Raw genomic sequence first — 16902 nt, forward strand, 5'->3', positions numbered from 1 at the left:
CCTGCCCGGGAGGTCTAGCGCACCGGGCGGGAGCCGCCGAAAAGCCGTTGGAGGAGGATGAAGACGAACAGCAGGCCCCCGATGACGATGCGCGTCCACCATGAGCTGAGCGTGCCCTGGAAGCTGATGATGGTCTGGATCAGGCCGAGGACCGTCACGCCCAGCGCGGTTCCCAGGACGAAGCCGGAGCCTCCGGTGAGCAGCGTCCCTCCGATGACCGCGGCCGCGATGGCGTCGAGTTCCATGCCGACGGCGTGCAGGGCGTAGCCGGACAGCATGTAGAAGGTCAGCAGCAGGCCGCCGAGGGCGGAGCACAGGCCGCTCACGGCGTACACCGCGATCTTGGTGCGTCCCACGGGCAGACCCATGAGACGGGCCGAGGACTCGTTGCCGCCCAGGGCGTAGACGGTGCGGCCGAAGCGGGTGTGGTGGAGGACGACGAAGGCGAGCACCAGCACGACCAGGGCGATGACCACGGCGGGTGAGACGAACAGCCCCCCGGGCAGGAGCACTCGCGTCTGGGCGATCCGCGTGGTCGTGGGGTCGGTGAGGGAGATGGACTCCGTGCTGATCATGTAGCAGAGGCCACGGGCGAGGAACATGCCCGCGAGGGTGACGATGAAGGGCTGGATCTCGAAGGCGTGGATCACCCAGCCCATGAGGGCGCCGCCTCCGGCTCCCACCAGCAGGACCAGAGGCACCGCCAGGGCGAGCGGCACACCGTTCCGTTCGACGAGCCAGGCCGTCAGCATGGTCGACAAGGCCACCATGGAGCCGACGGAAAGGTCGATTCCACCGGTGAGGATGACGAACGTCATGCCGATCGCCACGACGAGCAGGAAGCCGTTGTCGATCAGGACGTTGAGCAGGACCTGCGCGGAGAAGAAGCCTTCGTACTGAAGGGAGCCGATCGAGAACATCACGATCAGCAGAGTGGCGGTCACCACGAGCGGCAGACGGGTGGCATGCCGTGCCGAGAACCGCTGGAGCGGCCCGGTGAGGGAGCTGAGGGTGGTGCTCACGGGTGGACCTCCTGCTGGCGGGCTCCCGCGTCGCCGGCCGCGGGGGCCGGGCCCGGGGCGGCCGGTCGGCGACGGCGCGAGAGCCGCGCGCGGAACGCGGGCGACTGGACGAGACACACGACGATGACGACGAGGGCCTTGAAGACAAGGGTGGTCTCGGGCGGTACGCCGAGGGTGTAGATCGTGGTCGAGAGAGTCTGGATGATCAGCGCGCCCAGGACCGTCCCTCCGAGGGAGAAGCGGCCGCCCGTGAGGGCGGTGCCGCCGACGACCACGGCGAGGATGGCGTCCAGCTCGATCCACAGGCCCGCGTTGTTGCCGTCGGCGCTTGAGACGTTGGAGCTGATCATCAGGCCGGCCACCGCGGCGCACACGGCGCTGACGACGTAGACCATGACCAGGAGACCGGCTGCCCGGATGCCTACGAGTCGGCTCGCGACCGGATTGCCGCCCACCGATTCGATAAGCATGCCGAGCGCGGTCCGCCGGGTGACGAGGGAGGTGACGGCGACGAGGGCCGCAGCGAGGAGGACGGCGAAGGGGAGGGTGAGCCAGTAGCCCCCGCCGATCATCTTGTAGGCGCTGCTGGACACGCTGATGATCTGGCCGTCGGTGATCAGCTGGGCCACGCCCCGGCCCGCGACCATGAGGACCAGCGTGGCGACGATGGGCTGGACGCCGAGCCGGGCGACGAGGAGGCCGTTGAGCAGGCCGATCGCGGCGGCCACGCCGACCGCCACCGCGATCGCCGACATGACGGTGGGCAGACTTCCGGGGTCCTTCGCGGTGGCGATGTGCTCGCACGCGAGGGCTCCGGCGATGGCGACCGTCGAGCCGACCGAGAGGTCGATGCCCCGGGTCGCGATGACCAGCGTCATGCCGAGCGACACCAGTACCAGGGGGGCGCCGAACTGGAGGATGTCGATCAGGCTGCCGTACAGGTGTCCGTTCTGGACGCGGACGGCGAAGAAGTCATGGGTGAGCGCGACGTTGCCGAGCAGCAGGGCTGCCAGGACGGCGGCGGGCCAGAAGAGGCGGTGTTCGGTGAGCTGCCGGGCGCCGGGCGCCCGGGCCGGACGCCTTCCGGCGCCGGCGTCGTCAGGTGGTGTCATGAGGTGGCTCCGGTGGCGATGGTGCCCAGGATCCGGTCGGGCGTCAGCGTCGGGTCGTTGGGAAGGGTGGCGACAAGCCGGTGATCGCGCAGGACACCCACGCGGTGGCTCAGCCGCAGCACTTCCTCGAGTTCGGCGGAGATGAAGAGAACCGCGGTGCCTTCCGCGGCCAGCCGGGTGACCAGCTTCTGGATCTCCGTCTTGGCTCCGATGTCGATGCCCCGGGTGGGTTCGTCCAGGATCAGCAGCTCGGGGTCGGTGAGCAGCCACCGCGCGAGCAGCACCTTCTGCTGGTTGCCTCCGCTGAGGTTGCGGACCTGGGCCTCGGGATCGGCCGGGCGGATGTCGAGGACCTCGGTCCACCGGGCGGCGATCTCGTCCTGTCGGGTGCGGGAGAGCGGTTTGGTCCAGCCGCGTGCGGCTTGCAGGGCGAGCACGATGTTCTCGCGGACCGTGAGTTCGCCGATCAGCCCCTCCGCCTTGCGGTTCTCCGAGCAGAAGGCGATCTTGTGGGCGATCGCGGCGCGGGGCGATCGCAGGGCGGCACGTTCGCCGTCGATCCGGAGCTCTCCTCCGTCGGCGTGGTCGGCGCCGAAGAGCAGCCGGGCCGCCTCGGTGCGTCCGGAGCCGAGGAGCCCGGCCAGGCCGATGACCTCGCCGCGGTGGATGTCCAGGTCGTACGGCTGGACGGCACCGGCCCGGCCGAGTCCGCGGGCGCTCAGGAAGGGGGTGTCCGCGGGGACGGGGGCGGCGGTGCCGGTGTGCGACGTCTCCGCGAGTTCGTCGAGGGTGCGCAGTTCGCTGCCGACCATGCGGTGTACGAGGGTGACGGGTGTCAGCTCGTCGATCCGGTACTCGCCTTCGAGGTGGCCGTTCCGCAGGACGGTCACCCGGTCGCACAGGTCGAAGACCTGGTCGAGGAAGTGGGTGACGAAGAGGATCGCGACGCCCCGGTCGCGCAGCCGGCGTATCAGGGCGAACAGTTGGGCGACTTCGTCCCGGTCGAGGCTGGAGGTGGGCTCGTCCAGGACGAGCACCTTCGCCCGGATGTCCACGGCACGCACGATCGCGACGAGCTGCTGGACGGCGAGGGAGTGCGCGCTCAGCGGCAGGCGGACGTCGAGGTCGAGTTCCAGCTCGGTGATGAGCTGTGCCGCGCGCCGGTGGAGAGCCGACCAGTGGACGAGTCCCAGGCGCCGGGGTTCACGGCCGATGAGGATGTTCTCGGCGACGGAGAGGTTGGGGCACAGGTTCACCTCCTGGTAGACCGTGCTGATTCCGGCGTGCTGTGCTTCCAGTGGTTCGGCGAACCGCTGGGGGACGCCGTCGACGGAGACCGTTCCCGCGTCGGGCGGGTGGACCCCGGTGAGCACCTTGATGAGGGTCGACTTGCCGGCGCCGTTCTCACCCATCAGCGCGTGTACCTCGCCCGGGAAGAGGCGCAGGTCCACGCCGTCGAGGGCGAGGACGCCGGGGAAGGCCTTGCGGATGCCGCGGGCCTCCAGGACCGGCCGGTCGGGGCGGGTGGGTGTGCGGGGGGTGGGTGGGGCTGCCATCCGCCCTCCTCTCCATGAGGGTCGGGGGCGGCGCGAGAGCCGCCCCCGATCCGGTGCGGGCGGTGGTCAGTACTGGCGGCCGGGCAGGGCGGCCGCGGCCTGGTCCTGGGTGAAGACACCCTCCTTGACCTCGACCCGTTGCGGAACGTTCTCCCCCGCCGCGACCTTCTTGGCGAGTTCCATGAGCTGGTCGCCGAGGAGCGGGTTGCACTCGACCACCACGTTGATCTTCTTCTCCTGCATGGCGACGAAGGCGTCCTTGATGCCGTCGACGGAGATCACCTTGATGTCGACGCCCGGCTTCTTGCCCGCCTCCTCGATGGCCTGGATGGCGCCCAGGGCCATGTCGTCGTTGTGGGCGTACAGGACGTCGATGTCCTCGTGGGACTTGAGGAAGGCCTGCATGACCTCCTTGCCCTTGGCGCGCGTGAAGTCCCCGGTCTGGGAGGCGACGACCTTGAATTTGGGCTCGCCCTTGATGACGTCGGCGAAGCCGGCCTTGCGATCGTTGGCGGGGGCGGATCCGGTGGTGCCCTGGAGCTCGACGACATTGACCGGCGCCGAGGTCCCCTCGTACTCCTTCACGAGCCACTTGCCGGCCTCCTGCCCCTCCTTGACGAAGTCGGAGCCGAGGAAGGTCCGGTAGAGGGAGGTGTCCTGCGAGTCGACGGCGCGGTCGGTGAGGATCACGGGGATTCCGGCGTTCTTGGCCTCCTTCAGGACGGTGTCCCAGCCGGACTCCACCACCGGCGAGAAGGCGATGACGTCCACCTTCTGCTGGATGAAGGTGCGGATCGCCTTGATCTGGTTCTCCTGCTTCTGCTGGGCGTCGGAGAACTTCAGCGTGATGCCGGCCTTCTCGGCCGCCTCGCGTACGGACTTGGTGTTGGCGGTGCGCCACCCACTCTCGGCTCCTACCTGAGCGAACCCGAGCACCAGCTTGCCGTCGGAGGAGCCCTTGCCGGTGCCGCCGGGGCTGCCGGTGGTCGCGGGCTCGGTGGTGCAGGCGGTCAACACACTGCCGGCCAGGGCGGCGGCGGCGATGACGCGGAGGGCTCTGTGGGCCATGTCGTGGTTCCTCTCGGGACGTGCGTCGTACCAGGCGGAGCCCTGAAGGCGATGGGCACCGTGCAGGGTGGCTGCGCAGGGGTGGTTGAGCCGGGCGAGGCAGGACGAAGCGTCGGCCCCGACGGTCGGTGAGCTGGCGAACGCGACACATTGTGAGCGCTAACAGAGCAGTTACTCAAGGGCTCGTACGGCCGTTACCCGTTCTTGATGCGCAGGAGTGAGCCGGCGATGGGGCGTGAGGAGACCCAAGAAGTCCGGAGGAGCAGGCAGTTACCGACGCATCTTGACGCTCCAGGGCCCTGCGACCTGGGCCGGACCAGAGGGGCCCACTACCCACGGTCTCGTTAGGGGCAACGCGACACGGAGCGTCGACACTCGGAAATTGTGAGCGTTAACACTAGCGTCAGGCGTACGACCGCAACCAGCGCAGCTTGCCGGCCTCGTGGTACGGGCCGCCGCCCTCGTGGTCGTTGAAGTCGTAGACCTCGATGGCCTTGTCGGCGCCGCCCCAGGCGTTGAACGCCGCGAAGACGGTCGACGGCGGGCAGGTCTGGTCCTCCAGCGCCGCCGAGAACAGCGCGGGCGCACGACCGCGGGCGGCGAAGTGGACGCCGTCGAAGTACGACAGCGTGCGCAGGGCGTCCTCGGTACGGCCGCGGTGCGTCCTGAGGTAGAGGCCGACCTCGCGGTACGGGTGTCGGTCCGTCAGCATCGTGGCGCGGGGGAAGTCGCAGAGGAACGGCACGTCCGGCGCCACCGCCACCAGGTCCGGCACCAGACCGCCCACCGCGATGGTGATGCCGCCGCCCTGACTCCCGCCGAGCGCCACGGTCCGCGAGGCGTCCGTCAGCGAGTGCGAGCGGGCCGCCTCCACCGCACGTACGGCATCGGTGAACACACGCCGGTAGTAGTAGTTCTCCGGGGCGTCGATGCCCCGGGTCATGAAGCCGGGGTACGCCGGAGCGCTGCCCACCGGGTCTGCGGTGCCGCCACCGCCGCCCCAGCCGCTGCCCTGCCCCCGGGTGTCCATCACGAAGTGTGCCCGGCCGCTGGACGCCCACATCAGGTCCTCGTGGGGAAGACCGCGCCCACCGCCGTAACCCATGAACTCCACGACCAGCGGCACCGGTTCCTCGGTATCGGCCGGCAGCCGCAGCCAGCCCTTCACCGGGTGACCGCCGAACCCGGCGAACGTCACGTCGTACACCCGGACTGTCGACAGTCCCGCGTCGACCGGCTCGAAGCGGGCGTCCAGGTCGAACTCGCGTGCCTCCTGAAGCGTCTTGGCCCAGAAGGCATCGAAGTCCCCGGGGGCTGCCGAGTCGCTGTGATACTCGCGGAGTTCGTCGAGGGGGAGGTCGAAAAGGGCCATGCTGAACCGCCTTCAGTAGGTGGTACGACCGATCACACCGTACGTGGGAACGTGCACAGCCCACCAGAGTCTCCCGGATCGCCCCCGTTCACGCACGGCGTACCCCGTCCACTCGGACTCGGTGTCCGCTCCGTCCCGCTCGCGCTCGCGCTCGGTCTGCGGGGGGGGGTCGCTGTCCGCCGATCGGAGTCGGGGATACATGTCATCCATGCGGGCCACGCGGGTGATCGGGGGCCGACTTCGACGCCGTTGGCGCGGCGTTCGGTCATTCCGCTCGACGAGGCGAGACAGTGGACGGGATTTCCGGCCGGACCAACCCGGGGCTCTACCGACGTCGGCAGCCGGGCGTGGTCGGCCGTCCGACCGCCCACTCGTTCGTAAAGGGATGCATCGATGACCGACGCCGGCTCGTCCTACCGTGATCTCCGCGCGCTGGTGATCAACTGCACGCTCAAGCGGTCGCCGGAGCGCAGCCACACTCAGGGCCTGATCGACATCAGCACCGGCATCATGGAGCGACAGGGGGTCGAGGTCGAGGTGCTGCGGGCGGTGGATCTCGACCTCGCGACCGGTGTGTGGCCGGACATGACCGAGCACGGGTGGGAGACCGACGAGTGGCCCGCCATCTACTCGAAGGTCATGGCCGCGGACATCCTCACCTTGGCCGGACCTGTGTGGCTGGGTGACAACTCCTCGGTCATGAAGAAGGTGATCGAGCGCCTGTACGCCTGCTCGTCGATCCTCAACGATCGTGGCCAGTACGCATATTACGGGCGGGTCGGGGGTTGCCTGATCACCGGCAACGAGGACGGTGCCAAGCACTGCGCGATGAACGTCCTCTACAGCCTCCAGCACCTGGGGTACGTGATCCCGCCGCAGGCGGACGCCGGCTGGGTCGGCCCGGCCGGGCCGGGCCCCTCATACCTGGACGAGGGCTCGGGTGGCCCGGAAAACGACTTCACCAACCGCAACACCACCTTCATGACCTGGAACCAGCTCCACCTGGCCCGCATGCTCAAGGACGCCGGCGGCATCCCCGCCCACGGCAACCAGCGCTCCGAATGGGACGCCGGCTGCCGCTTCGACTTCGAGAACCCCGAGCACCGCTGAACGGCCGGTTCTGAACGGTAGCCACGCTGGTCGTACTCGCCGAGCACGACGTGCCCCGCTCGCAGCGGGCGATCAGGCGCTGTTGGGCCGGGTCAGGCCGAGGTCGTAGGCGAGGATCACGGCCTGGATCCGGTCCCTGGCGCCGACCTTGGCGAGGACCCGTCCGACGTGCTTCTTCACCGTGGACTCGGACAGCACGAGACGTTCGGCGATCTCGGTGTTGGTCCAGCCCTTGCCGATGGCGATGAGGATCTCGCGCTCGCGGTCGGTGAGGGCACGGAGCCGGGGGTCGTCGTCGGCCGGCCGGCCGTGCGGGCGTGCCGGCAGCTGTCGGGCGTAGGTGTCGAGGAGGCGGCGGGTGAGGCTGGGGGCGATGACGGCGTCCCCGGCGGCGACCGCGCGGATACCGGCGAGGAGCTCCTCGGGGAGGGCGTCCTTGAGCAGGAATCCGCTGGCGCCCGCACGCAGGGCGGCGTGGGCGTACTCGTCCAGGTCGAAGGTGGTGAGGACCAGGACGCGGGAGCGGCCGCCGCCGGCGACGATGCGGCGGGTGGCCTCGATGCCGTCCATGCCGGGCATGCGTACATCCATGAGCACCACGTCGGGGCGGAGTTCGGCGGCCTGGCGGACCGCTTCGGCGCCGTGGGCGGCCTCGCCGACGACTTCGGTGTCGGGGTTGCTGGCCAGGAGCATACGGAAGCCGAACCTCTGCAGCGGCTGGTCGTCGACGATGAGGACGGTCGTCATGACGCCTCTGCGGTTCGCGACAGGCGGGAGGCGGGGGCTACGGCGGTGTGGAGGACGGCGTGAACGCCCCAGCCGCCACCCGGGCGGGGGCCGGCTGTGACGGTTCCGCCGTACAGGGCGGCCCGTTCCCGCATGCCCGCGATGCCGTGTCCTTCCCCACTGGGACCGTCCGGCGGCCGGGGCGTGGGCCGCTGGAGGCCACCCGCGGGTCCGGTGTCGTCCAGGCGGATGTGGAGCTCGGCGTCGTCGGCCGTGATCGTGAGCCGGGCCCGGGTGTCGGTGCCGGCGTGTTTGAGGGTGTTGGTGAGCGCTTCCTGCGCGATCCGGTAGACGGTCAGCTGCACCCCCGCGTCGAGGGCGTCCGGCCGGCCGGCGCTGCGATACGTGACCTGGGGGCCGGCCGCGCGGACGCGTTCGCAGAGCGCGTCGAGGTCGGCGATACCGGGCTGGGGGCTGAGGTCGGCCGCCCCCTCCTCGTCGGCGGCGCCGTCGGCGTACTCGGTGTCCTCGCGCAGTACGGCGAGAGTGCGGCGCAGCTCGCCGAGGGCCTGGCGGCTGGTGCCGGCGATCAGCTGCAGGGCCTGCCTGCTCCACTCGGGGGCGGTGGCGGCCGCGTGGGCGCCGCCGTCGGCGAGGGTGATGATGACGGAGAGGTTGTGGCCGACGATGTCGTGCATCTCCCGGGCGATGCGGGCGCGCTCCGCGGCGGTGGCGAGCCTGCTGCGCTGGTCGCGTTCGACCTCCAGGCGGGCCGCGCGGTCCTTGAGGCCCAGAAGGTAGGCCCAGCAGAGCCGGATGCCCAGGCCGGAGGCGACGGCGGCGGTCGCGGCGCTGCACAGGAAGAACAGCGCGACGAGCGGGGACAGCGGGATGGTCACGCGTACGGCCGCCAGCACGATGGCGGCGAGCACGGCCGCGCAGGCGAAGCCCAGGTGCTTCAGCCTGCCGTGCCTGGCCAGGCTGTAGAGGGCGATGAGCAGGGCGACGTTGCTGTGCAGCGAGATGTCCAGGGCCGTCTCCACCAGGTAGACGCCGAAGACGGCGGCGAAGGCCGCGGAGGGGGCTCTGCGGCGCCACAGCAGCGGCAGCATCAGCCCCAGCTGCAGGGCGACGATCCCGTACGGGGGGATGGCGGCCGTCCGGATCACCGACCCGTGGCTCCCGCCGACGAGCAGGTCGGGCAGGCCGAAGGTCAGCAGGGCGGCGAGCACCAGCGCGGTGTCGAGGAGCCATGGGCGCTGCCGGTCGGCGCGCCGCAGGCGGCGCCCGGCGTGGAGGAGCCGGGCGATCGGCGGGTGGCCCCACAGCGGGTCCTCGGGCGTCAGGGGTGTCACGGGTGTCACCTGTCCAGTGTCGACGACGGTCGGGCGGGTGACGTCCCCGGTGTGCTCGGTCGCGTCACCCGCTCGCGCAAGGGGTTCGTCAGGCGTCGCCGCGCTTCAGCCGCCAGGCCGCGCCGGCCAGGGCGAGGAGGGTCCAGCCGGTGAGGACGGCGAGGCCGGCTCCGGGGGTGAGCGTGTCCGCGGCCTGCTTCAGGGCGAACATCGACTCGCCCGCGTTGCTCGGCAGGTACCGGCTGACGTCGCTCTCCCAGGAGCTGGGCAGCAGCGAGACGAGCCCGGGAACCAGCAGCAGGGCCGCGACGAGTACGGCGACGGCGCCGGCCGTCGAGCGCAGCAGCGCGCCGAGCGCCACACCGATGACGCCGACCATGCCCAGGTAGAGCCCGGCGGCGAGCAGGCTGCGCAGCACGCCGGCGTCGGACAGCGCGAGCTCTGCGGGGGTGCCGACGATCATGTGGCCGCCGGTCTTGAAGGCCGCGAACACACCGGCCGTGCCGACGAGCAGGGCGACCACGCCGTGGACCGCGGCCTTGGACCACAGCACCGGCAGACGGCGCGGGACGGCCGCGAGCGTCGAGCGGATCGTGCCGGTGCCGTACTCCCCCGCGGTGACCAGGACGCCCAGAATTCCCAGGGCCAGCTGGGCGAAGCCGACTCCGAACAGTGCGAGGTCGACCGCGTTCGCCCTGCTGAGGTCCATGTGGCCGCCGGGCGGCCCCATGGTGCCGGCCGTGGCGGGCTCGTAGCGGGCCGCGGCGATCAGGCCGAAGCCCAGCAGGAAGAGCAGCGCCACGCCGAAGGTGATCCAGGTGGAGCGCAGCGACCAGAGCTTGGCCCACTCGGCGCGCAGCACCCGCGGCCCGGTCACCTTGCAGGTGGGACGCATCGCGTCCGGTCGCCCGGGGGTCCGGGTCTCGCTGATGACGCTCATGCCGCCCTCCCGGGGGTGTCGTCGTGGGTGGTGGAGCCGTGGTAGTCGACGGCGTCACGGGTCAGGTCCATGAACGCGTCCTCCAGGGAGACCTCGCGGGGAGTGAGTTCGAACAGGGCGATGCCGGCCTCGGCGGCCTTCGTCCCGATCGCCCGCGCCGGCACGCCGGTCACTTGCAGTTCCTCGGATCCGGCACGTCCGGTGATCTCGACTCCGGGCCCGGCCAGTACCTCCCGCAGCCGCGCCGGATCCGCGCTGACCACCTTCACCCGGTCGCCGCCGGCCCGCCGGACCAGGTCCGCGACGGTGGTGTCGGCAAGGAGCCGGCCCCGCCCGATGACGATCAGGTGGTCCGCGACCAGCGCCATCTCGCTCATCAGGTGCGAGGAGACGAAGACGGTACGGCCCTCGGCGGCGAGAGAGGTGAGGAGATTGCGGATCCACAGCACGCCCTCGGGGTCGAGGCCGTTGACGGGCTCGTCGAGCATCACCGTCGCCGGGTCGCCGAGGAGCGCCGCGGCGATCCCCAGACGCTGGCCCATGCCGAGGGAGAAGGCGCCCGCGCGCTTCCCGGCCACGGCTTGGAGACCGGTCAGCTCGATGACCTTGTCCACCCGGCGGCGCGGGATGCCGTGGGTGTGCGCCAGCGCCATCAGATGACCGACGGCGGTACGGCCCGGGTGGACCGACTTCGCCTCAAGGAGCGCGCCGATCTCCCGCAACGGCGCGGTGTGCTCCGCGTAGCGGCGGCCGTTGACCCGTACTGTGCCGCCGATGGGCGCGTCCAGGCCGATGATCATGCGCATGGTCGTGGACTTGCCCGCGCCGTTGGGGCCCAGGAAGCCGGTCACGGTGCCGGGCTTCACGGTGAAGTCGAGCCGGTCGACCGCCGTCTTCTCCCCGTACCGTTTCGTCAGCTGATGCGCTTCGATCATCGAGTCCTCCCTCGCGTCCGCCGGCCCGACCCTCGCCGGCCCGCGTCACCGCTCACGCTAGGAGGACGCGACGCGCCGCCCGTGGTACCCGGGTGCCATCCTGAGCGGGCGGTGGTACCGCAGTACCCCTCTCCCGCTCCGCGTCGAAGACCACACGGGTGGCGACACGTGCCCCCGGCCGGAACGCGCGCCAGTGGTCGGCGGGCGCCGCCCGCGCCTACGCGCCGCAGGTGCCGACCGGCCGGAGCGCCGCCACCTCTCCCAGTGGAATGTCCAGGGGCTGCCGAGTGTCCGCGACCTCCAGGCCCAGGGCGCCCCCGGCACTCGCCCGCAAGGTGCCGCACCAGGTGCCCGAGGCGGTGGAGACCTCGACCAGTGCCCCCGCCTTCGAGGGCCTTTCCTCGGGCCACCACGCCGTGCTGGCCGCGACGGCGACCAGGAGCACGGCGAGGAAGGTGAGACCGATGCCGAGGTGGAGCCGCCGCCCGGTCCGCACCCCGTCCGCGGTCGGCGGCGTATGCACCGGCCAGGCGATCCGCGCCACGAGGTACGTGGCCGCGCACGCGACACCGAGAGCGAGCAGCACCAGCACCCCGGCCACCGCCTCCACGGCGCGCGGGGCGCCCGATCCGCCCGTACCGCCGCTCTTGATCGCCCCGCACAGCCCGGCGAAGCCCAGCACGGCGAGCTGAAGGGTCAGCCACCCGCGCGCGGAGGTCTGCAGTCGGTCGCCCGTGTCGTCTGTCATCCCGTCAGAATGGCGAACGCCGGAGCGAGTCGGCGCTGCACACGCGGGCAGGGGTCGCCCGTACGGCGGTTCGTACAGTGCCCGTATTTTGCGGGGAGCAAGAGTCCCGGATGTCAGGCATCCAGCCGCTCGGACCGGTCGTGGTGATCGACTCGTGGCCGACGGCCGGCGCGCATGACGCAAGATCACCGCATACGCTGCCCAGGGGGACTCGCCGCCCACGGGAGCACTCATGGCCACCGTTGATCCACGTACGCAGGGCCGCGAGGCGTACGAGCGGCTGGCGTGGCGGGACGCGTACGAGCACCTGTCGGCCGCCGACCGGCGGGACCCGCTGGAGGCGGCCGATCTCGACCGGATGGCGCGGGCGGCGTATCTGATCGGCGCCGTCGACGCGGCGGACGGGGCCTGGGAGCGGGCCCATCACGCGTTCCTGGACCGAGGCGACACGGCGGCGGCCGTGCGGTGCGCGTTCTGGATCGGACTCACGCTCGTCCTGCGCGGCGAGCACGCCCGCGGTGGCGGGTGGCTGGCTCGGGCGGGGCACCTCCTCGAGGGCGCGGCGCCGGACTGCGCGGAGCAGGGGTACCTGCGCGTTCCCGTGGCGTTGCGGGCGCTGGCCGGTGGCGATGCCGAGGGGGCACATCGCGCGTTCGTGGAGATCGCCGGGATCGCCGACCGGTTCGACGACGCCGATCTGCGGGCGTTCGGGAGGCTGGGCCAGGGTCAGGCCCTGATCGCCCAGGGCCGGACGGCACAGGGCGTGGCGGTGCTGGACGAGACGATGGTGGCGGTGGCCACGGGCGAGGTGTCGCCCATCGTCGCCGGAATCGTCTACTGCGCCGTGATCCTCGCCTGCCGCGGGATCTTCGACCTGGGTCGGGTACGGGAGTGGACGGCGGCCCTGAGCCGCTGGTGCGCCGCGCAGCAGGGCCTCAGGCCGTACCGGGGCCAGTGTCTGGTGCACCGTTCGGAGGTCATGCAGTTGCACGGCGAGTGGGCCGACGCCATGGAGGAGGTGCGGCAGGCGTGCGAGCACCTGTCCGATCCGCCCGGTGACCCGGTGACGGGCATGGCCTTGTACCAGCGTGCCGAGCTGTTCCGGCTGCGCGGAGAGTTCTCCCGGGCCGAGGGCTGCTACCGCGAGGCCGTCGCCTGGGGGCACTCGGCGCAGCCCGGCCTGGCGCTGCTCCGGCTGGCACAGGGCCGCCTGGACGACGCCGCCGCCGCGATCCGCCGGACGTTCGGGGAGACCGGCGTGACGGAGGAGCGGCCCAGGCTGCTGGCCGGCTACGTGGAGATCGAGCTCGCCGCCGGGGCCGTCGAGGAGGCTCAGCTCGCGGTGGACGAGCTCGGCAAGATCGCCGCCGGTTTCGACTCGCCGTACCTGCGGGCGGTGGTGGCGTACGCGCACGGCTCGGTGCTCCTCGCCGCGGGGGAGCCGGAGGCCGCGTGCGCCGCCCTGCGCCGTGCGTGGGTCGCCTGGCACGAGGTCGGCGCTCCGTACGAGACGGCACGCGCACGAGTGCAGCTCGCTCGGGCGTGCCGTCGGCTCGGCGACCACGACACGGCCGCGATGGAGCTGGAGGCCGCCCACCGGGTCTTCGAGCGGCTCGGCGCGGCACCGGCGCTGGAGGAGGCGCGGCAGCTCATGGACCGGGCGGGCCCGGCCTCGTACGCGTATCCCCGAGGCCTGACCCCGCGCGAGGTCGAGGTGCTCCGCCTGGTCGCGACCGGCGCGTCGAACCGCGAGATCGCGGACAGTCTCGTCATCAGCGACAAGACGGTCGCCCGGCACGTGAGCAACATGTTCAGCAAGCTGGGTGTCTCCTCGCGGGCCGCCGCCACCGCGTACGCCTACGAGCACGACCTCGTCCAGGGGTGAGGCCACTACACAGGAATACCCACGCGGCGCGTGTCGGCCGAGTTGGTTGATGTGCCCGATGCGGACACCGCCGCCGGAGACGGACTCTCTCCTTGGAAGCCTCGCAGGCCCCGCGGGCCTGGCGGGCACGGAGGAAGGAGGCCGTGATGAGCACGCGGACCAAGGCGACACGCGCGGAGACGTCTGCCGGTCGGCAGGCGCGCGACCGGCTTCTCGCCGCGATGCCGATGACGGAGCGGCGGATCGAGCTGGGGACGGTGTCCACCGCCGTCCTGGAGGGCGGGGACGGCCGGCCCGTCGTGCTGCTGCACGGCCAGGGCGAGTTCGCCGCCGTCTGGATCAACGTGATCCCCGACCTGGTCAGGACGCACCGGGTGATCGTTCCCGACCTGCCCGGCCACGGCGCCTCGGAGGTGCGCGAGGGCCGGCTCGACGCCGAAACGGTCCTGACCTGGCTCGACGAGCTGATCGACCAGACCTGCCAAGGAAGGCCGCCCGTGCTGGTCGGCCACCTGCTGGGAGGCGCGATCGCCGCCCGGTACGCGGTGCGCCACGGCGACCGCCTCGCCCACCTGGTGCTGGTCGACACGATGGGTCTGGGCTGGTTCCGGCCGGCGCCGAGCTTCGCGGTGCCCATGATGGGCTTCGTCGCCCGCCCGACCCCGAAGAGCCGGGACCGTCTGTTCCACCGGTGCTTCCTCGACATGGACCGGGTGGGCGAGCAGGCCGGAGAGCAATGGGAGCCGCTCCTCGACTACGCCCTGGACCGGGCCCGCACACCGAGCGTGCAGGCGGCGATGCGCGGCATCATCCCGCGTGTCGGCGTGCCGCCGATCCCGTCCGGCGATCTCACCGGAATCAGGGTTCCCACCGACCTGATCCACGGCCGGTACGACCTCCAGGTACGGCTGCGGGCGGCGGAGGCGGCGAGCGCCCGGTACGGCTGGCCGCTGCATGTCATCGAGGACTGCCGGGACGATCCCGCCGCCGAGCAGCCGGAGGCCTTCCTCGACGCGCTGCGCGCGGCGCTGGGGACATCGGGAGAGGAGCAGTCGACATGAGCACGAGCACGTTCGAGATCACCGGACTCGACGGCGGGCGCGTCGGCCTGACCTCGGCTCGGATCGAGCAGCTCGGCACCCGGCTCGACGGGCCGGTGCTCATGGCCGGGGACGAGGGCTGGGACGAGGCCGTCCTGCTCTGGAACGCCATGGTCACGGCCAGGCCCTCGCTCGTCGTCCAGCCGCTCTCGGCCCGGGACGTGGCCACGGCCGTCCGGTTCGCCGCCGACCACGGCCTGTTGCTGAGCGTCAAGGGCGGAGGCCACAACATCGCCGGCACGGCACTCGCCGACGGCGGGCTGACCCTCGACATGTCCCGGATGAAGGAGGTCATCGTGGACCCGGCGGCCCGCCTCGCGCGCGCCGGTCCCGGATGCCTGCTGAAGGACGTCGACGGGGCCACCCAGCGGTACGGTCTGGCGACGGTGCTCGGGTTCGTGTCCGAGACGGGGGTCGCCGGCCTGACCCTCGGCGGCGGATTCGGCTACCTGACCCGCCGGTTCGGCTGGGCGGCCGACAACCTGGAGGAGGTCGAGATCGTCACGGCGGACGGCGCGACCAGGACCGCGAGCCGGGTGGAGAACCCGGACCTGTTCTGGGCGGTCCGCGGCGGCGGTGGCAACTTCGGCGTCGTCACCCGCTTCACCTTCCGGTTGCACGAGGTCGGCCCCGTCATCACCGGAGGCCTGGCGGCCTGGAGCATCGACCGGGCGGACGAGGTCCTCGCGGCGTACCGGGAACTCACCGAGTCCGCTCCCCGCGAGCTGACGGCGGTGGCGATCGTCCGGCTCGCACCGCCCGCGCCGTTCGTCCCGGAGGCGTGGCACCTCAAGCCCGTCGTCGGGCTGCTCGTGTGCCACAGCGGCGCGAACGCCGAAGCCGACCTCGCGCCGCTGCGTGGCCTGGGAGAGCCGATCTTCAATCTGATCGGCGAGAAGCCGTACGCGGCCCAGCAGTCGATGCTCGACGCGATGGAGCCGAAGGGCCTGAACCAGTACTGGAAGGCCGAGTTCCTCCCCGGCCTGCCGGGCGAGTACCTTCCCGTGTTCCGGGACGCGGCGCTGGAGGTCTGTTCTCCCCTGTCCTTCTCCGTCGTCTTCCACCTCGCCGGTGCGCTGAACGAGGCCGCCGACGACGGTGGAGCGGTCGGCAACCGGGAAGCCCGGTTCATCAGCGGCTTCTCCGGAGTCTGGCCCCCGGGGACCGACGGCGAGGGGACCGTGGCCGCCGTCCGCAAGGGATGGGAGAGCATCCGTCCGTTCTCGACCGGCGGGAACTACGTCAACTTCCAGCTGGCCGAGGACGACGACGCCAGAACCGCCGACGCGTACCGGGGCACCTACGAGCGTCTTCGCCGGATCAAGGCGGCATACGACCCGGACAATGTCTTCCGCGTCAACCGCAACATCCGGCCGGGCAGATGAAGGATCAGCGATGAGCGCCGTCGACAACGGGCTCGACATGTACGCCGCCTGCGCGGCGGCGTACATGGACCGCGACCCTCCGCGGCCGCCGAGGGAGCAGGTTGCGCGAGGTCCGGTAACGCGCTTCGGCGCTCAAACCGGCGATCATGCCGCACGCCAGGAGGTCGTACGGGCCGAGGCTTTCAACCGAGCCAGTGGCGCCAGCGGGCGGCCGGCGGCTCGCAGCGCCCCGAAGCCACCATGTCCCGATAGGTGCGCTCCCTCAATTCGTCCCAGGTCACTTCCTCCCCGTTCACGGGAAGCGGCCGACCGTCGGCGTCGGTCAATGCGGAGACGGCGACCTTGCAGTCGGGAGAACGAACGGTCCGGGTGCCGTACCACGTGAACGAGGCGAGGGCGACGACGCAACAGGCCAGCAGTATTCGCGCGGGACGGGAGTGCTTCACCCGGCACATCGTAGACACCGGTACGGCGGTGATCGGCGTCCGGCGTCGCGCACGCGCGCGGAGGGGCGGACCCCAAGGCCCTGGATGATCCAGGGCCTTGGGTGCGGTCCGGGCTACTTCGGCGCTGTCGAGGTCTGCAGCT

General features: G+C 71.4%; 15 protein-coding genes. 4 read left to right on the forward strand and 11 right to left on the reverse strand.

Features of this window, described 5'->3' with window-relative positions; genetic code table 11:
* Nucleotides 1-14: 14 nt before the first annotated feature.
* The 5 genes from yjfF to JAO84_RS01105 all read right to left on the reverse strand — a co-directional run bounded on the left by yjfF (nt 15) and on the right by JAO84_RS01105 (nt 6130).
* Complete coding sequence (gene yjfF, locus JAO84_RS01085) at nt 15-1022, reverse strand: galactofuranose ABC transporter, permease protein YjfF (RefSeq protein ID WP_370409558.1); 1008 nt, start codon at nt 1020-1022, stop codon at nt 15-17.
* Nucleotides 1019-2134 (reverse strand): ABC transporter permease, encoded by a 1116-nt coding sequence (locus JAO84_RS01090; protein ID WP_370409560.1) that lies wholly within the window; start codon nt 2132-2134, stop codon nt 1019-1021. The genes yjfF and JAO84_RS01090 overlap by 4 nt, the downstream gene beginning before the upstream one ends.
* Nucleotides 2131-3690 carry a sugar ABC transporter ATP-binding protein gene (locus JAO84_RS01095; RefSeq protein WP_370409562.1) on the reverse strand — a complete coding sequence of 520 codons (1560 nt, stop codon included), beginning with the start codon at nt 3688-3690 and terminating at the stop codon, nt 2131-2133. The genes JAO84_RS01090 and JAO84_RS01095 overlap by 4 nt, the downstream gene beginning before the upstream one ends.
* A gap of 66 nt (nt 3691-3756) precedes the next feature.
* Nucleotides 3757-4758, reverse strand: a complete 1002-nt coding sequence (locus JAO84_RS01100; protein ID WP_370409564.1) for an ABC transporter substrate-binding protein — start codon at nt 4756-4758, stop codon at nt 3757-3759.
* Between the two features lie 403 nt (nt 4759-5161).
* Nucleotides 5162-6130 carry an acetylxylan esterase gene (locus tag JAO84_RS01105; protein WP_370409566.1) on the reverse strand — a complete coding sequence of 323 codons (969 nt, stop codon included), beginning with the start codon at nt 6128-6130 and terminating at the stop codon, nt 5162-5164.
* Between the two features lie 393 nt (nt 6131-6523).
* Here JAO84_RS01105 and JAO84_RS01110 point away from each other — a divergent pair, with 393 nt between their 5' ends.
* Nucleotides 6524-7240, forward strand: a complete 717-nt coding sequence (locus JAO84_RS01110) for a flavodoxin family protein (protein ID WP_370409568.1) — start codon at nt 6524-6526, stop codon at nt 7238-7240.
* 72 nt (nt 7241-7312) lie between these two features.
* Here the strand turns inward: JAO84_RS01110 and JAO84_RS01115 are convergent, their stop codons facing one another.
* From JAO84_RS01115 to JAO84_RS01135, 5 genes are all read right to left on the reverse strand, one after another.
* Nucleotides 7313-7987 carry a response regulator gene (locus tag JAO84_RS01115; RefSeq protein ID WP_370409569.1) on the reverse strand — a complete coding sequence of 225 codons (675 nt, stop codon included), beginning with the start codon at nt 7985-7987 and terminating at the stop codon, nt 7313-7315.
* Nucleotides 7984-9321: a sensor histidine kinase gene (locus JAO84_RS01120; RefSeq protein ID WP_370409570.1), complete on the reverse strand. Its 1338-nt coding sequence runs from the start codon at nt 9319-9321 to the stop codon at nt 7984-7986. The genes JAO84_RS01115 and JAO84_RS01120 overlap by 4 nt, the downstream gene beginning before the upstream one ends.
* Nucleotides 9322-9409: 88 nt before the next feature.
* A complete protein-coding gene (locus JAO84_RS01125; RefSeq protein ID WP_370409571.1) occupies nt 9410-10261 on the reverse strand; it encodes an ABC transporter permease in 852 nt (283 codons plus the stop codon).
* A complete protein-coding gene (locus tag JAO84_RS01130; RefSeq protein WP_370409572.1) occupies nt 10258-11196 on the reverse strand; it encodes an ATP-binding cassette domain-containing protein in 939 nt (312 codons plus the stop codon). The genes JAO84_RS01125 and JAO84_RS01130 overlap by 4 nt, the downstream gene beginning before the upstream one ends.
* A 217-nt stretch (nt 11197-11413) precedes the next feature.
* A complete protein-coding gene (locus JAO84_RS01135) occupies nt 11414-11944 on the reverse strand; it encodes a hypothetical protein (protein ID WP_370409573.1) in 531 nt (176 codons plus the stop codon).
* Between the two features lie 232 nt (nt 11945-12176).
* Between JAO84_RS01135 and JAO84_RS01140 the strand changes: the two genes are divergently transcribed.
* The 3 genes from JAO84_RS01140 to JAO84_RS01150 all read left to right on the forward strand — a co-directional run bounded on the left by JAO84_RS01140 (nt 12177) and on the right by JAO84_RS01150 (nt 16314).
* Nucleotides 12177-13829, forward strand: coding sequence for a LuxR C-terminal-related transcriptional regulator (locus JAO84_RS01140; RefSeq protein ID WP_370409574.1), 1653 nt, complete (start codon nt 12177-12179; stop codon nt 13827-13829).
* A gap of 146 nt (nt 13830-13975) precedes the next feature.
* Nucleotides 13976-14890, forward strand: a complete 915-nt coding sequence (locus JAO84_RS01145) for an alpha/beta fold hydrolase (RefSeq protein WP_370409575.1) — start codon at nt 13976-13978, stop codon at nt 14888-14890.
* A complete protein-coding gene (locus tag JAO84_RS01150; RefSeq protein ID WP_370409577.1) occupies nt 14887-16314 on the forward strand; it encodes an FAD-binding oxidoreductase in 1428 nt (475 codons plus the stop codon). Before JAO84_RS01145 ends, JAO84_RS01150 begins: the two co-directional genes overlap by 4 nt.
* 182 nt (nt 16315-16496) lie before the next feature.
* Here the strand turns inward: JAO84_RS01150 and JAO84_RS01155 are convergent, their stop codons facing one another.
* Complete coding sequence (locus JAO84_RS01155; RefSeq protein ID WP_370409578.1) at nt 16497-16760, reverse strand: hypothetical protein; 264 nt, start codon at nt 16758-16760, stop codon at nt 16497-16499.
* Between the last annotated feature and the right edge of the window lie 142 nt (nt 16761-16902).

The sequence above is a fragment of the Streptomyces fradiae genome (assembly GCF_041270065.1).
Taxonomy (GTDB): Bacteria; Actinomycetota; Actinomycetes; order Streptomycetales; family Streptomycetaceae; genus Streptomyces.